The organism is Mesorhizobium helmanticense (genome assembly GCF_003034915.1).
GTDB lineage: Bacteria > Pseudomonadota > Alphaproteobacteria > Rhizobiales > Rhizobiaceae > Mesorhizobium > Mesorhizobium helmanticense.
This window is the reverse complement of sequence record NZ_PZJX01000058.1, coordinates 28,913-43,395: the sequence shown is the minus strand read 5'-3', so window position 1 is coordinate 43,395 and position 14,483 is coordinate 28,913. Positions and strand designations below refer to the sequence as shown.

The following is a 14,483-nucleotide window of genomic DNA, read 5'->3' as shown; positions in this document are numbered from 1 at the left end:
TTTAGAGGCCGAAACCTTCGAAACGCTTCTTGAACTTCGACAGGCGGCCGCCACGGTCGAGCAGGGTCTGCTGGCCGCCGGTCCAGGCCGGATGGGTGGTCGGGTCGATATCGAGGTTCATCGTATCGCCTTCCTTGCCCCAGGTCGAACGGGTCATGTATTCTGTGCCGTCGGTCATGACGACCTTGATGGCGTGGTAGTCGGGATGGATATCGGTCTTCATGGTTCTGTTCCTGAGCTCTGGCTTGCCGGCGCTGTGACGGGCCTATGGCCTGCGTCGATGCGCCCCTTTTTAAAACTCGAAGCCGCAGCTATTGAGGAGCCGCGGCTTCTAAAACGGTCGGCGAGCCTATACATCAGCCGGAATTGAATCACAAGGCCGCAGCAAGCGCATATTGAGGCGCATGGCAAAAGGCGGCCAGAGGAAACGGTCATGGCGGACATCAGTGGCGATGCAGACGAGCGCCGGCGCTCGCTGAGGCCGCTGCGGCGCCTGTTCCCCTACATCACCCGTTACCGGAAAATGGTTATTGGCGCGGTCGTCTCGTTGACCGTCGCGGCGGCGACGACGCTGGCGCTGCCGCTGGCCGTGCGGCGGATGATCGACCACGGCTTTTCCGCTTCCGATTCCAGTTTCATCGCCGAGTATTTCGCCATGCTGGTGGTGATGGCTGGCCTGCTCGCCGCGGCGTCGGCGAGCCGCTACTATTTCGTCATCACGCTGGGCGAGCGCGTCGTCGCCGATATCCGCAGCGATGTGTTCGCCCATGTCACCACGCTGTCGCCTTCCTTCTTCGACACGGTCCAGTCTGGCGAGATCGTGTCGCGGCTTGCCGCCGACACGACACAGGTGAAATCGGCCGTAGGCGCCACCGCCTCGGTGGCGCTGCGCAACGTCATCCTGGGTCTCGGCGCCGTGGCGATGATGGTTTTCACCAGCCCGAAATTGTCTGGTCTCGTCATCGCCGCCATCCCGGTGATCGTGCTGCCGCTGGTCGCCTTCGGCCGCTCGGTGCGACGCAAATCGCGGCAGGCGCAGGACACGCTGGCCGACGCCACCGCCTATGCCAGCGAGCAGATCGGCGCGGTGCGCACGTTGCAGGCCTTCACCAACGAGAAGCTGGTGACAGGGCATTTTTCATCCGCCGTGGAGGCCGCCTTCGAAGCGGCGCGTTCCTCGATCTTCGCCCGCTCCTTCCTCACCTTCTTTGCCATCTTCATGATCTTTTCCTCGGTGGTGGCGGTGTTGTGGTTCGGCTCGCGTGACGTGCTTACCGGCACGCTGTCGCCGGGCACGCTCGGCCAGTTCCTGCTTTATTCGGTGTTCGCCGCCGGCGCGCTCGGCGCGCTGTCGGAAGTCTGGGGCGAGCTGGCGCAGGCGGCGGGTGCTGCCGAACGGCTGACCGAGATCCTGGCGGAGACGCCCGCCATCCAGCCGCCCGCCAATCCGAAGCCGCTGCCGGCGACAGCCAGGGGCGCGATCCGTTTCGATGACGTGTCCTTCTCCTATCCCGCCCGGCCCGACCGCGCCGCCGTCCATGGCCTGAGTTTTGAGGTGAAGCCTGGCGAGAAGGTGGCGATCGTCGGCCCGTCGGGCGCCGGCAAGAGCACCGTCTTTTCGCTGATCCTGCGCTTTTACGATCCTGAAACCGGCAGCATCCTGATCGACGGCGTCGAAGCACGCGAAGCCGACCCCGCCGCGATCCGGGAACGCATCGCCATCGTGCCGCAGGACGTCACCATCTTCGCGGCGAGCGCGCGCGACAATATCGGCTTTGGCCGACCAGGCGCCAGCGACACCGAAATCGAGGCGGCGGCCAAGGATGCGCTTGCCGACGAGTTCATCCTGAAACTCGAAAAGGGCTATGACAGCCAGGTCGGCGAACGCGGCGTGACGCTATCCGGCGGCCAGCGCCAGCGCGTGGCGATTGCGCGCGCCATCCTGCGCGACGCGCCGATCCTTCTGCTCGACGAGGCGACCTCGGCGCTCGACGCCGAAAGCGAGACGCTGGTGCAAACGGCCCTGGAACGGCTGATGCAAGGCCGCACCACCATCGTCATCGCCCACAGGCTGGCGACCGTGCTCAAGGCCGACCGAATCCTGGTCATGGAAAGCGGCCGCATCGTCGAGGAAGGCACGCATCAGAGCCTCGTCGCCAAGGGCGGCATCTATGCGCGGCTGGCCAAGCTGCAATTCGAAACCGGGGCGAGTGCCTTCAGGGGCGCTGCGGAGTAGCCAGGGATCGCCTCGCCTCATGCGGTTCCGTAGCGCTTCTTCAGATGCTCGGTGAAATGCGCTGCGTTGAGTTTTTCACCCGTCGCGCGTTCGAGCAACTCCGGTGTCGACCAACGCGAACCCTGCGACCAGATTCTTTCAAGGCGCCAGTCGTTGATAGCAGCGAAGTCACCCTTGGCGAGGTCATCGTCGGCCGAAGGATGGTCTCGCGTCAGCGCCGCCCATTGCTGCGCTGCCATCATCGCGCCCAGCGTGTAGGATGGAAAATAGCCGAAGGCCGCACCCGGCCAGTGCACATCCTGCATCGGCCCGTCAGCGGGGTTGTCGATGGTCGAGAGGCCAAGGTATTCGCGCATCTTGGCGTCCCAGGCCTCGGGCAGGTCCGCCGCCTCCAGCCGCCCTGATACCATCTCCTGCTCCAGCTCGTAGCGCAGGATGACGTGCAGCGGATAGGTCACCTCGTCGGCGTCGACGCGGATCAGGCCGCGCTCGACCCGGTGTACATGCGGCAGGATGTCGTCGATCGACCACGCCTCGCCGAGATGCCTTTCGACCACCGGTAGCGCCCAGCGCCAGAATTGCGGGTTGCGGCCGAGCTGCTTTTCGACGAACAGGCTCTGGCTTTCATGCACCGCCATGCCGCGCGCCTTGCCAAGCGGCCAGTGCGACCATGCCTTGGGCAGGTTCTGCTCGTAAAGCGCGTGGCCGGTCTCGTGCAGCACGCCCATCAGCGCCGACAGGAAGTCGGTCGTCTTGTAGCGGGTGGTGATACGAACGTCGCTGGGCACGCCGCCGCAGAACGGATGATGCGACACCGACAGCGAGCCGTGAGTCAGGTCGAAGCCGACGGCCGCCATCATGGCAAGGCCCAGTTCTCGCTGCCTGTCGATCGCGTAGCTGCCCGAAAGCGGCTTCAGCGGGTGCTTTGCCAGCCGCGCTTCCTGCACGGCCAACGCCTCCGGCACGAATCCTTTGAGGAAAGTCTTCAGCTCGGCAAAGACCGGCGTTATGTCGGCGGCGCGGTTGCCTGGGTCGTACTGCTCCATCAGCGCGTCATAGGGATCGAGACCGAGCACGTCGGCGCGCAGGGCAGCTTCCTCGCGTACCAGGGCAACGACGCCTTCGAGTGCCGGCAAAAACCCTGACCAGTCGTTCTTGGCGCGCAGATCGCGCCAGAGCTGCTCGGAGCGCATGCGCGCGGCCGTCTGGCGCTCGACGAATTCGACGGGCAGGCAGGTCAGGTTGGTGTATTGGCGCCGGAATTCCTTGAGCGCCGCCTGCTGTTCCTCGTTCAGCGTTTCCTGTTCGGCCGCCGCGATCCAGTCGGCGATCTCCAGTGCCGTGGCCTGCCGGTGATGCATGCCGGCAAGGGCCGACATCGCCTCGGCGCGCTTCTCGCCGCCGCCGACGGCCATATGCGTCGCCTCGTCGGCGCCGAGGATGGCAAGTGCATGTTCCAGCGCTTCGAGCTTGTGGCCGAGGTCGTCGAGTTTTTGAAAGGACATGGCGGGTTCCGGTGAATTTGAACGGCGGGAAAAGATACCAATGCGCTGATGTTGGCAACCCTCAAGCGGGTGCACTGCCATGGTGTCCGGATCGCGATCCGCCATGCCAGGAGCAACATACCTTGCGGAAGCGACGGTGTGCGTGATCAATGGCGTTGGCGGCGCGCAAGACCGCGACGGGGAGACGAAACATGATCGCCAATGTGCTGGTCGGGCTGGTGGCCCTGATCCACCTCTACATCGTCTATCTGGAGATGGTGCTGTGGGATACGCCGCGCGGCCACAAGGCGTTCAGCCTGACGCCGGAATTCGCCAGCGCATCAAAGGTGCTTGCCGCCAATCAGGGACTCTACAACGGCTTTCTGGCCGCTGGGCTGATCTGGGGACTTTATCTCGGCGGAGCTGGCTTCCAGGTCAAGATATTCTTCCTGCTCTGCGTCGCCATCGCTGGTCTCTACGGCGCGGCGACCGTCACCCGGAAGATCCTGTTCATACAGACCGCGCCGGCCGCGCTGGCGCTGGTCGCGGTCGTGCTTGGCTGGTGACAGGCCGGTAATCGAATCGGGCCAGTCATTGGATCAGGCTAACAGTCAAAACGGGCCAGCGATCAAAAAGGACGCCAGCGGGGCACGGCCCCGAGGCGTCAGGCGGTCCCTTCCTCCCTGTGGCGATTTCAGCCGTTTGGATAATGGCCACCGTCGGAGCCGTCGCCCATCAGGAAGCCGGTGCCGCTATCGACCCTCAGCGCCTGGTCGACGTTGTCGAGCCGGCGCAGCAATTGCCGATATTGCGGAGCCGGTATCCGGCCATGGTTCGCGGCGGCCGTCCGTTCGGCAACCCGGCTGATATGGGCGGCCCGCATATGCAGTTTTTGCGCCTCGGCCGGCGCGATCGTTTTCGCCTCTCTGGCGTCCGCGATGCCTTCGTCCACACCTTGAATCTGATCGATAAGGCTCCTCTCGCGCGGACCGTAAATGGCGGGCTGCGCCGATTCGTCGAGCGCGCTCCGTCTGTGATGCCCCGCGGCGTGGGCGCCGGCGAATGGTGCAGTGATGAAAAGTGCGGTGAGAGTTACAGTCCTGAGGGTTCCAGGAGCGAAAGAGCGCATGGTTGCATCCTCCTCTTACTGTGGAAGGGGCGATGCTTTCGCCCAACTTCCGGTCACGGGCCGTCCGGTTCCGTCGCGTCGCGATGCGGGAGACATCGCCGGCGGTTCTCGGCCCGCAACGGAAATTAGAAGCGCCTCGCGGCAAAGTGTAATTAAAAAAAGATAATCTTTTCAGGCCTTGTCGGCCCGACACCTGCGCCCTAGCGTTGAGCCGGCGAACAAATTCGCGTGATGCGGGATCACCGTTCGGTGAGCTTCAGTTCAATGCGGCGGTTCTTGTTGCGCGCCTCTTCGGTGTCGGCAGGATCGAGCGGCTGGAATTCACCGAAGCCGGCCGCGACCAGCCGATTGGCCGGCACGCCGTTCTCGATCAGGAACTTCACCACCGAGGTCGAGCGCGCCGTCGACAGTTCCCAATTGTCACGGTAGCGGCCGGTGCCCGACAGCGGAACGTTGTCGGTATGGCCGTCGACGCGCAGCACCCAACTGATCTCCGGCGGGATCTCCTTCTGCAATTCGATGATGGCGTCGGCGAGCTTCTTCATCTCGACCTTGCCGGCATCGTTGATCACCTCGGAGCCGGGCGGGAAAAGCACTTCCGACTGGAAGACGAAGCGGTCGCCGACGATGCGGATGTTTTCGCGGTCGGCAAGGATTTCGCGCAAGCGCCCGAAGAAGTCGGACCGGTAGCGGTTCAACTCCTGCACGCGTTGCGCCAAAGCGACATTCAGCCGGCGGCCAAGATCAGCGATCTTGGTGTTGGAATCGCGGTCGCGAGTTTCGGACACGTTGAGCGCGTCTTCGAGCGCTCCGATCTGCTTGCGCAGCGCTGCGATCTGCTGGTTGAGGATTTCGACCTGGCTCAGCGCCTGCTGGCTGATCTGGCGCTGGCCTTCAAGTTCGCCTGAAAGTGCCGTGGCGCGCTGGTTGGCCGCGTCGCCGGCACCGGCGCCTTGCGCCAGCAATTGTTCGAGCCGGCTTTTTTCCGCTTCCGACTGCGACAGCGACGCCTGCAGATTGGCGAGCGAATCTTCCTTGTCCTGCGTCGTCGAGCGCTCCAGCGCCAGAAGCTGGGTCAGTTCGTTGATCTGCGAGTTGAGGCGGTTGAGGACCGTGTCCTTGCCGGAAATTTCGCGACCGAGCAGGAACTGCGCCAGCACGAAGACCGTCAGCAGGAACATGATCGCCAGCAGCAGCGTCGACAGCGCATCGACGAAGCCCGGCCAATAGTCGATGCGGCGATCGCTGCGCCGCGTCCGCGCCAGGGCCACGTCAGTGGACTCCCGGCTTCTTCAGGGCGTCGGCGATCTTCTCCAGCGTGTTGCGCATCGCCTTCTGCTCGTCGGACTGGGCCTCGACCCAGTCGCGCATGATCTGCTGCTCGGAGCGCATGTTCTTGACCAGGCCGGAAATGCCGTCGGCAAGGTTGGCCATGGCGGTGGCAACGCGCGGATTGGGGCTGCCACCATTTTCCTGGAGGCTGCGCAGCTTCTCGGACAGGACGCGGATCTCGTCGGAGGATTCAGCCTTGGTCGGGTCGGAAACGACGATATCCGACGACAGATCGGTGACCGAGGACAACCAGTTCTCGAGCTCGGTGTAGAAGCGCGTCTGGGCGCGACCGGCCTGCAGGTCGAGGAAGCCGAGCACCAGGGAGCCGGACAGGCCGAACAGCGAGGACGAGAAGGCGGTGCCCATGCCGGCCAGCGGCGCGGAAAGTCCCTGCTTCAGGGAATCCAGCACGGCGGCGGCGTCACCGGTGCCTGGATCGAGCGACTCGATGGTTTCGCGGATCGAGCCGATCGTGTTGAGCAGGCCCCAGAAGGTGCCGAGCAGCCCAAGGAACACCAACAGCCCGACGAGGTAGCGCGAGGTGTCGCGGCTTTCGTCGAGGCGGGTGGCGATCGAATCCAGCATGGTGCGCATCGAACTGGTCGAAAAGGCCATCGACGACGAGCGGCTGAGCATGGCCTTCATCGGCGCCAGCAGCACCGGTTCGGTGGTTTCGGAGCCGGCCCGGAAGGAGTTGACCCAGCGCACTTCGCGAAACAGCCGCCCGACCTGCACGAAGGCCAGCAGGATACCGACCACAAGCACGCCGACGATCAGGCCATTGAGGCCGGGATTGGTGACGAAAGCGGTCGAGATCTGGCGGGTCAGGATGGCGGCGATGAAGGCGACGATCACCAGGAAGATGAGCATGGTGAGCAGAAAGACCTGCGGGCTCGACAATTTGTGGGGGTCGTAGACCAGGACGTCGGAGCGCCTGCCTATGCCGAGGGATTTGAGAAAAGCCATCCGTGCCCCGTTTCCGATGCCGCCGCCGATCACGTTGAGCGCGACTCTAAACGGAATTGTGACGAAATTGAATGGCGCTTGGCAATATTGGCCGCCGATTGCAAGCTCGACATCAGAGTCGGTTAATGACCAGGCAGTCGACCATGGCGGCCAGATGCAGGCCGGCCCCGGTGACGACAAAGCCGTGCCACAGCGCGTTGTGGTAGCGTAGGCCCTTCCAGGCGAAAAAGATGACGCCGCAGGAGTAGACGATGCCGCCGGCAACGATCAGCACGATCGATGTCGCCGGCAGCGTCTCAACGAGCGGCTTGACCAGGACGATGCCGCTCCAGCCGATGGCGAGATAGAAGACGACCGCCAGCCGGTCGAAGCGGCCGGGAAGAAACACCTTGATGGCGATGCCAATCACTGCCGCAACCCAGACCAGGACGATCATCGAGACGGTCAGTGGCGAGCCATCGAGCTGGGCCAGGAAGGGCGTGTAGGTCGCGGCGATCAAAAGATAGATCGCGGCATGGTCGAAGCGCCGCAGTATCCACTTCACCGGTGAGGATATTGGCCACAGATTATAGGCCAGCGAGACCGAGAGCACGGTGAGCAGCGAGACCACATAAAATGCGGCGGCGATATATTCGCCAGGACCGGTACGGAAGGCGGCCAGCGCCAGCAACGCGGAACCGGCCGCTATCGCCAGCACGATGCCGACCGCATGGACGATGCCGTCGGCGATCATCTCGGCGCGCGAATAGTGCCAGCGTCCCACAAAGGGGATTTCGATCTCGGTTTCGGGGCCGGTGTTGGTCATGAAAGGTCCTGCGTCTCCCTTATCTGGGCGGACACCGGACAGTATTTCAAGTTTCGGTTGCGGTTTTGCGACTGCGCCAAATTGTCAGCGCGGCGTCACCGGCTTCTTCACCGTCTTCAGCAGCGCGCGCTGGATGACCTCGTTGCCGGCGACGACCGAGCCACCCTCCAGCATCTCCTGTCCGCCGGCGAAGTCGGAAACGAAGCCACCGGCTTCACGGATCAAAAGCAGGCCAGCGGCGATGTCCCAGGCCGACAGGCCGACTTCCCAGAATCCGTCCATGCGGCCGGCGGCGACATAGGCGAGATCTAGCGAGGCGGAGCCGAGGCGGCGCACGCCCGAGACCTCGGCCATTACGTTGCGCAACTCGACGAGGAAGTTGCCGTGCTGGCCGCGCCCGAGATGGGGTATGCCGCAGCCGATCACGGCATCGGTGAGCTTCGTTCTGCCGGCAACGCGCAGCCGGCGGTCGTTCATGAAGGCGCCGCCGCCGCGCTCGGCGGTGTAGAGTTCGTCCATCGCCGGATTGTAGACGACGCCGGCGACGATCTGGCCCTGGCGCTCCAGTGCGATCGAGATGGCGAAGAGCGGAATGCCATGCAGGAAATTGGTGGTGCCGTCGAGCGGATCGACGAGCCAGCGGTGCTGGCCGTCGTCGCCCGCGACCGCGCCGCGCTCCTCCATCAGGAAGGCATAGCCCGGCCGCGCCTTCGACAGTTCGGTGAACAGGATTTCCTCGGCCTTGCGGTCGGCCTGGCTGACATAGTCGCCCGGCCCCTTCATCGAGACCTGCAGGTTCTGGACTTCGCCGAAATCGCGCGACAGCGAGCGGCCGGCCTTCATCGCGGCCTGGACCATGACATTGAGAAGTGCTGAACGCGCCATATGCTTCTTCCTGCTGCTAAAGCACGTCGCGGCTATCCTGATTTATGCGACGTACTTTAAGTCTTTGTCTTATGCATGTCGTTATCCCAAAACCGCTGCGCGTTTTTGGACGACATGCACTGGGCGTCAGTCCGCGCGGCGCACGTAAGTGATTTCGTTGGTGTCGACGATGATGCGCTCGCCCGAGCCGATGAAGGGCGGCACCAGCACGCGGATGCCGTTCTCCAGCATCGCCGGCTTGTAGGACGAGGCCGCCGTCTGGCCCTTCACCACCGGGTCTGCTTCGGTGATGGTGAGCGTCACCTGGTCGGGCAGCGAAATACCGATCGGCCGTTCCTCATAGAGTTGGACCGTCACCATCATGCCGTCCTGCAGGAAGGCGGCGCGGTCGCCGACGAAATCCTTCTGCAATTCGAGCTGCTCATAGCTTTCGGTGTCCATGAACACCAGCGCCCCGTCCTGCTCGTAGAGGAAGGAGAAATCCTTCAGATCGAGCCGGATCTGCTCGACGGTCTCAGCCGAGCGGAAGCGCTCGTTGAGCTTGGTGCCGTTGATGAGGTTCTTCAGCTCGACCTGGTTGTAGGCGCCGCCCTTGCCGGGCTTGACGGTATTGGTCCTGACCGCCACCCACAGGCCGCCGTCGTGCTCGATGACATAGCCGGGACGGATTTCGTTGCCATTGATCTTGGCCATGATGATCTTGATCCGGAATGAGATGTTCGCCGAATGGGCGATTTTCGCCCCCAAGACCACAAATCGCACGAAGAGGCAAGGCACGAAGAGGCAGGGGAGCGGCAGAGAGGGAGCGGGCAGAGAGGCCTGAACCGCGGCGGCAATCCGCGGCGTTACGGCAGACGGTTCGCCTTCTGCAGTATTTGCTTGGTCTGGTCGTCGTCCAAACCTTGCAGAAAATCATCCATCCGCGGATCGATGAGCCCGGCGCGGCGGGCGACGATGTACCAGGCGCCGGCAAGGATCATATCCGGATCGGTGCCGATGCCTTCCATATAGAGTTTGGCGAGGCGGTTCTGGGCGGCGACATTGCCGCCCTCGGCGGCCTGCTTCATCCAGCCGAAGCCGGATTTAAGGTCGCGCGGTCCGCCACGTCCCTCGATCATCCAGGCGGCGAGATCGATCTGCGCCGTGTCGTAGTTCTGCCGCGCGGCCTGCGCCAGCAGGCCCCGCGCCTGGACATCGTCGCGCGGCTTGCCACCGGCGCCGTTGGCATAGATCTGCGCCATCGCATATTGCGCGTCGGCAAGGCCGGTCGCGGCGGCGCGCTCATAGTAGGACGCGGCCTTGGCGATGCCGGCGTCGCCGGGATCCTGCTTGACCAGCAACTGCGCGAAGTTGAACTGCGCCAGGCGATTGCCGGCTTCGGCGGCCGACTGCATCAGCGCATAGGCTTCCTTTTCATCCTTCTTGACGTAGCGGCCGTCGAGCAGCATCAGCGCATACTGGAACTGCGATTCCGGTATGCCCTGCTCGGCGGCAAGCGCGTACCATTTTGCCGCTTCCCCAGCGTTGAGCGGCACGCCGAGACCGCGCGACAGTATCTCGGCCACCAGTGTCTGCGCCGCCGAATCGCCGTTCTTGGCGCGGACCAAAGCCAGGTTATAGGCCGTCTTGTAAAGGCCGCGCTGAAAGGCGCCGTAGGCGGGGTCCGACGGTTTGGCACCGAAACGTTCGGGATTGATGGCGTCGGCCGACGGCAGCGGAGCCGTGGTGGCGGGCTGCGGCAACGGCGTGTCGATCGGCTTGTCCGCGTGCGCGCCGGCGTCCGGCTTGGGTTGCGGCAATGGGACGGTCTTTTCAGCCGCGACAGCCTGCACCGTGAGCGCCGCGAGGAAGGCATGGAAAAGGATTGTCCGGGACAGCACGTCAGTCCTCGAAACGCGGCGCGGTTTCGTCGAGCAGCGCGTTGGCCCTGGCGATCGTCACCTTCGGATCGACGCCGTCGGCGAAGACGGCGCTGGACAGAGCGACGAATTCGGCGCCGGTGGCGGCCACTGCCTCGACAGAGGCGATGTCCGACCCGGCCATGACGATGCAAGGGATCTGGATCACATCCGCCCACCATTGTCCCAGCGACAGGTTGCGCGGGTGCGGCTCCGGCTTGTTGTCGTAACCGAAGCGGCCGAAGAAGATATAATCGGGCCTGAGTTCACCGAGCTCCAGCGCATCGTCTCGGGTCTTGGCGCCGCCGCAGCCGACCATCATCTTGGCCTGGAAGTGTTCGATCGTCTCGGCGAGTTCGGCCTTGCCGACCTCGACATGGATGCCGTCGGCCTGGACGCGGCCGGCAATGCGGGTGTCGCCGGCAATGACGACGGCGGCGCCCGCCGCTTGTGCCACCGGCACGATCTTCTCGGCGAAGGCCTGGAAGGAGGCCTCATCCATGCCGTTTTCGGGCAGGATCAGCGAGGCGACGTCGCCGCCCTCGAATGCCGCGCCGATACGCTCGGCCGATGCGCCGGGCGGCGCGATCAGCACGATGCGGCAGCGATTTGGAGGCGTTGCGTCGTTCATCGGTCTTCGATCCCGGTTTTCGCCTATGCCGGGCGAAGATGGTTGCATTGCGGCATAAAGCGCGTCGCGTAGAACGGATTCATGCAACGCGCCTTAAGCTCTTGTTGTTGCAAAACCGCTGCGCACCCATGGGCCAAGCCCGAGGACATGCTTTTGCGCGACATGCATTAGAACAAAGTGCTCGCCTTGAACAGGCTCGCCAGGATCAACGCGATGGGCTTGGTTTACGGTCACAATCGGCAGCTCATCTAAGCTCGAGCTTGTAGCCGACATGGCTGGCCTTGAAGCCTAGCCGCTCATAGAAACGATGCGCATCGGACCGGCTCTTGTTGGTTGTTAGTTGGACCAGCCGGCAGCCGCGCCTGTCGCACTCCGCGACCGCCCATTCGAGCAAGCGTTGCCCGAGCCCCGTACCGCGCCGGTCGGCGGCGACACGGACCGCTTCGATCTGGCCGCGCAGGGCGCCTTGCGATGAGATCCCGGCCAGGAAAGTGAGCTGCAGCGTACCGATGATGCGCGCACCCTCGGTCATGACCGCGAGAAATTGATTGGGATCCTTGTCGATCGCGGCGAACGCATTGAAATAGGCCCTGGCAAGCGGCTCGCTCGTATCCTCCCGGGCGCGGCCGAGCGGATCATCCGCAAGCATGGCAACGATGGCCGGGAGATCGGATTGTTCGGCGCGGCGAACATTGATTTCGATCATTACAGAACCTCATGCATGTCTCGAATTTATGCACGTGCCGCCTGGTTGCGGCAAATCCGGTAGAGCCGAGTTGCGGACAGTTGGTCGCCGGTATCGGCTGTTGATGATATTGGCTATCGCGAGACAGGAGCTTCTGGTCTATTCGAGATCACCACCCATCCCTCCAGCCCGCTTTCCCCATGTCCGGTCTTCTTCTCGATCCCTGGTTCTATGCCGCGGCAATTCCGGCCGTCATCCTGACCGGCCTGTCCAAGGGTGGGTTCGGCGGCGCCGTCGGCCTCATCGGCGTGCCGATGATGGCGCTCGCCATGCCGCCGGTGCAGGCGGCGGCCATCCTGCTGCCCATCCTGTGCCTGATGGACATCGTCTCGGTGTGGACGTGGTGGGGCGTCTACGACCGCAAGATGCTGATCGATATGATGCCGGGCGCCATCGCCGGCATCGGGCTTGGCTGGCTGACGGCGGCGTTCGTCACGGAAGAGATGGTCAGGCTGATCGTTGGAACGGTGGCAATCGTCTTCGTGCTGCGCTGGATCTATGTGCAGATCCGCCACGGTGCGGCGCATTCGGCGCAGCCCAATCGCGTGGCCGCCGCCTTCTGGGGCACGATCGCCGGCTTCACCAGCTTCGTCGCCCATGTCGGCGGCCCGCCCTTCCAGATCTACGCGCTGCCGATCCGGCTCGACCCGAAAGTGCTGTCGGGCACCAGCGCCATCCTGTTCGCCGCCACCAATGCCCTGAAGCTCATCCCCTATTTTGCGCTCGGCCAATTCGACACCGCAAATCTGACGGCGTCAGCGGTGCTGATGCCGCTGGCGCCGCTCTCGACCATCGCCGGCGCCTGGCTGGTGCGGCGGATGCGGCCGGAAGTGTTTTACCCGTTCACCTATGCGACTGTGGCGGTGGTGGCGGTCAAGTTGCTCTGGGACAGTGTTGCCGGCCTGATGTAACCGATAGGCGAGGGGCGGCAGTTGCGCCACCTCGCTTCGGCACTCAGGCAGCGCTCGGCACCATCGTGCGGCTGCCACCAAAGGCCAGCCCGGCGCCCAACACCACGACCAGTGCCATGCCGGCAAGGATGCCGAGGTCATGCGCCGTCGGCTTGAGCACCATGTCAGCGACAATCACCAGCATCACCGCATAGTCGAAGCGTGCCGCGCTCATCATGCGCTGGCCGATGGCGAGAACGGCGGGCGTCACTCCCTCCTTGGCGATCATGGCGCCCATACGCTCTCCGGTCGGCTTGAAGATGAACATGCCGATCGAGAAGGTCGTGGCGTAACCGACAAGGCCGATAATGATCCACAGTTCGGAGAAGCCGACCCAGAAGCCGCACATGATGAGGCCGAAGATGAGGGTCAGCATCGACATCGGCGCGAAGAACCGACCGCCCAGCTGCCCGCTGGCGCGCATCGCCTGCAGCTTCTCCTCAATGTTGCCGGCGCGCTCGGCGAGCACGCCTAGGAGGAACAGCACGAAACCGCCGCCAACCCAAAGGACCGCCGAGGTAATGTGCAGGAATTTGACAATCGAGTACCAGTCCATGGTTCCCTCCTTGGACGTTTTGATCATTGCGAATGACACGAGGCGTGGGTTGCCTCGCTGCGAGGAGCGGGCGTTTAGCGTGGCGCCTGTTTCGGCAAGATGTCGCGTGGAAGGCGAGTTTGTTTCGGCCCTGCCGCGTGGAAACGTTCAGCGATGCACGAGCGTGCGGTGTCTTGCCATGCAACACATCGGGTGGGCGCCGGGGCGGCATCAATTGGAAACATTGTCGACGATAATGCGCCGAATCCGGGAACCCGGTGGCGGGGCCAACCGCCTGTGACTAGAACCCATTCCCGTGACGGGAAAAGGCAATTCGGGGGATATTATGCAAGGGACGGCACGAAATTTCTTCACACTGGCCATCATCTATTCACTGTGCGGCATGGCATTGGGGCTGCACATGTCGATCAGCCAGAACCATGACCAGATGCCCACCCACGCCCACACGATGGTGGCGGGGTGGCTGATGTCGGCGGTGTTCGCGTTTTTCTACCATCTGTTTCCGGCGATCGGGCACAAGAAGCTGGCCACCGTTCACTTCTGGCTGACGGCCATCAGCGGTATCGGCCTGTTGGTCGGCCTCTATGTCCTGCTTGCCGGCAACCCGGCGATCGAGCCGCTGGTGGCAGTGTCGTCGATGGCCTTCTACGCGGGGATGCTGCTGTTTGCTTTCATCGCCTTGCCGGCACTGTGGAGATCCTGACAGGCAGAACTCCTGTGCTGTTACGGCACAGGCGGACGGCGCTCGGTCAAAAAATATCCGCGCCGTTAAGAGTTCATTAAGCTTTACAGGCGTTTACTATGTGCATCCAGTGATTCTGGATTCTTACCGAGTGGTTGGAGCCACTTTGTTTGACGCCTCCCTG

The 14,483-nt window shown here is 63.5% G+C and carries 16 protein-coding genes; 4 read left to right on the top strand and 12 right to left on the bottom strand.

Annotated features, from left to right (window positions below):
- Nucleotide 1: 1 nt before the first annotated feature.
- The gene (rpmE, locus tag C9427_RS29960) at nt 2-223 is read right to left on the bottom strand and encodes a 50S ribosomal protein L31 (protein WP_077380693.1); all 222 of its coding nucleotides are present in this window, start codon (nt 221-223) and stop codon (nt 2-4) included.
- A 210-nt stretch (nt 224-433) separates the two neighbouring features.
- Here rpmE and C9427_RS29955 point away from each other — a divergent pair, with 210 nt between their 5' ends.
- Nucleotides 434-2,236, top strand: coding sequence for an ABC transporter transmembrane domain-containing protein (locus C9427_RS29955; protein WP_107652638.1), 1,803 nt, complete (start codon nt 434-436; stop codon nt 2,234-2,236).
- Between the two features lie 17 nt (nt 2,237-2,253).
- Here C9427_RS29955 and C9427_RS29950 read toward each other — a convergent pair whose 3' ends face one another.
- The gene (locus C9427_RS29950; protein ID WP_107652637.1) at nt 2,254-3,741 is read right to left on the bottom strand and encodes a carboxypeptidase M32; all 1,488 of its coding nucleotides are present in this window, start codon (nt 3,739-3,741) and stop codon (nt 2,254-2,256) included.
- Between the two features lie 191 nt (nt 3,742-3,932).
- On the opposite strand from C9427_RS29950, the gene C9427_RS29945 reads away from it, so the two are divergent.
- Nucleotides 3,933-4,286, top strand: a complete 354-nt coding sequence (locus tag C9427_RS29945; protein ID WP_107652694.1) for a DUF1304 domain-containing protein — start codon at nt 3,933-3,935, stop codon at nt 4,284-4,286.
- 128 nt (nt 4,287-4,414) lie between these two features.
- Here C9427_RS29945 and C9427_RS29940 read toward each other — a convergent pair whose 3' ends face one another.
- The 9 genes from C9427_RS29940 to C9427_RS29900 form a co-directional block, all read right to left on the bottom strand.
- Nucleotides 4,415-4,849: a hypothetical protein gene (locus C9427_RS29940; RefSeq protein ID WP_107652636.1), complete on the bottom strand. Its 435-nt coding sequence runs from the start codon at nt 4,847-4,849 to the stop codon at nt 4,415-4,417.
- Between the two features lie 239 nt (nt 4,850-5,088).
- The gene (locus tag C9427_RS29935; protein ID WP_008873758.1) at nt 5,089-6,120 is read right to left on the bottom strand and encodes a peptidoglycan -binding protein; all 1,032 of its coding nucleotides are present in this window, start codon (nt 6,118-6,120) and stop codon (nt 5,089-5,091) included.
- Between the two features lies 1 nt (nt 6,121).
- Complete coding sequence (locus C9427_RS29930) at nt 6,122-7,147, bottom strand: MotA/TolQ/ExbB proton channel family protein (protein ID WP_107652693.1); 1,026 nt, start codon at nt 7,145-7,147, stop codon at nt 6,122-6,124.
- 112 nt (nt 7,148-7,259) lie between these two features.
- The gene (trhA, locus tag C9427_RS29925; protein WP_107652635.1) at nt 7,260-7,952 is read right to left on the bottom strand and encodes a PAQR family membrane homeostasis protein TrhA; all 693 of its coding nucleotides are present in this window, start codon (nt 7,950-7,952) and stop codon (nt 7,260-7,262) included.
- Nucleotides 7,953-8,036: 84 nt separating this feature from the next.
- On the bottom strand, nt 8,037-8,837 hold the full coding sequence (locus C9427_RS29920; protein ID WP_107652634.1) for an inositol monophosphatase family protein: 801 nt from the start codon (nt 8,835-8,837) through the stop codon (nt 8,037-8,039).
- A 126-nt stretch (nt 8,838-8,963) separates the two neighbouring features.
- Nucleotides 8,964-9,530, bottom strand: a complete 567-nt coding sequence (gene efp / locus C9427_RS29915) for an elongation factor P (RefSeq protein ID WP_008873762.1) — start codon at nt 9,528-9,530, stop codon at nt 8,964-8,966.
- A 152-nt stretch (nt 9,531-9,682) separates the two neighbouring features.
- The gene (locus C9427_RS29910; protein WP_107652633.1) at nt 9,683-10,717 is read right to left on the bottom strand and encodes a tetratricopeptide repeat protein; all 1,035 of its coding nucleotides are present in this window, start codon (nt 10,715-10,717) and stop codon (nt 9,683-9,685) included.
- Between the two features lies 1 nt (nt 10,718).
- Nucleotides 10,719-11,366: a thiamine phosphate synthase gene (locus C9427_RS29905; protein ID WP_107652632.1), complete on the bottom strand. Its 648-nt coding sequence runs from the start codon at nt 11,364-11,366 to the stop codon at nt 10,719-10,721.
- 244 nt (nt 11,367-11,610) lie between these two features.
- Nucleotides 11,611-12,072, bottom strand: coding sequence for a GNAT family N-acetyltransferase (locus C9427_RS29900; protein WP_107652631.1), 462 nt, complete (start codon nt 12,070-12,072; stop codon nt 11,611-11,613).
- A gap of 179 nt (nt 12,073-12,251) precedes the next feature.
- Between C9427_RS29900 and C9427_RS29895 the strand changes: the two genes are divergently transcribed.
- Nucleotides 12,252-13,022: a sulfite exporter TauE/SafE family protein gene (locus C9427_RS29895; RefSeq protein WP_107652630.1), complete on the top strand. Its 771-nt coding sequence runs from the start codon at nt 12,252-12,254 to the stop codon at nt 13,020-13,022.
- 43 nt (nt 13,023-13,065) lie between these two features.
- On the opposite strand, the gene C9427_RS29890 is transcribed toward C9427_RS29895, so the two are convergent.
- Nucleotides 13,066-13,617, bottom strand: coding sequence for a DUF2269 family protein (locus C9427_RS29890; protein WP_107652692.1), 552 nt, complete (start codon nt 13,615-13,617; stop codon nt 13,066-13,068).
- 325 nt (nt 13,618-13,942) lie between these two features.
- Here C9427_RS29890 and C9427_RS29885 point away from each other — a divergent pair, with 325 nt between their 5' ends.
- Nucleotides 13,943-14,320: a hypothetical protein gene (locus C9427_RS29885; RefSeq protein WP_107652629.1), complete on the top strand. Its 378-nt coding sequence runs from the start codon at nt 13,943-13,945 to the stop codon at nt 14,318-14,320.
- The last annotated feature ends 163 nt before the right edge of the window (nt 14,321-14,483 follow it).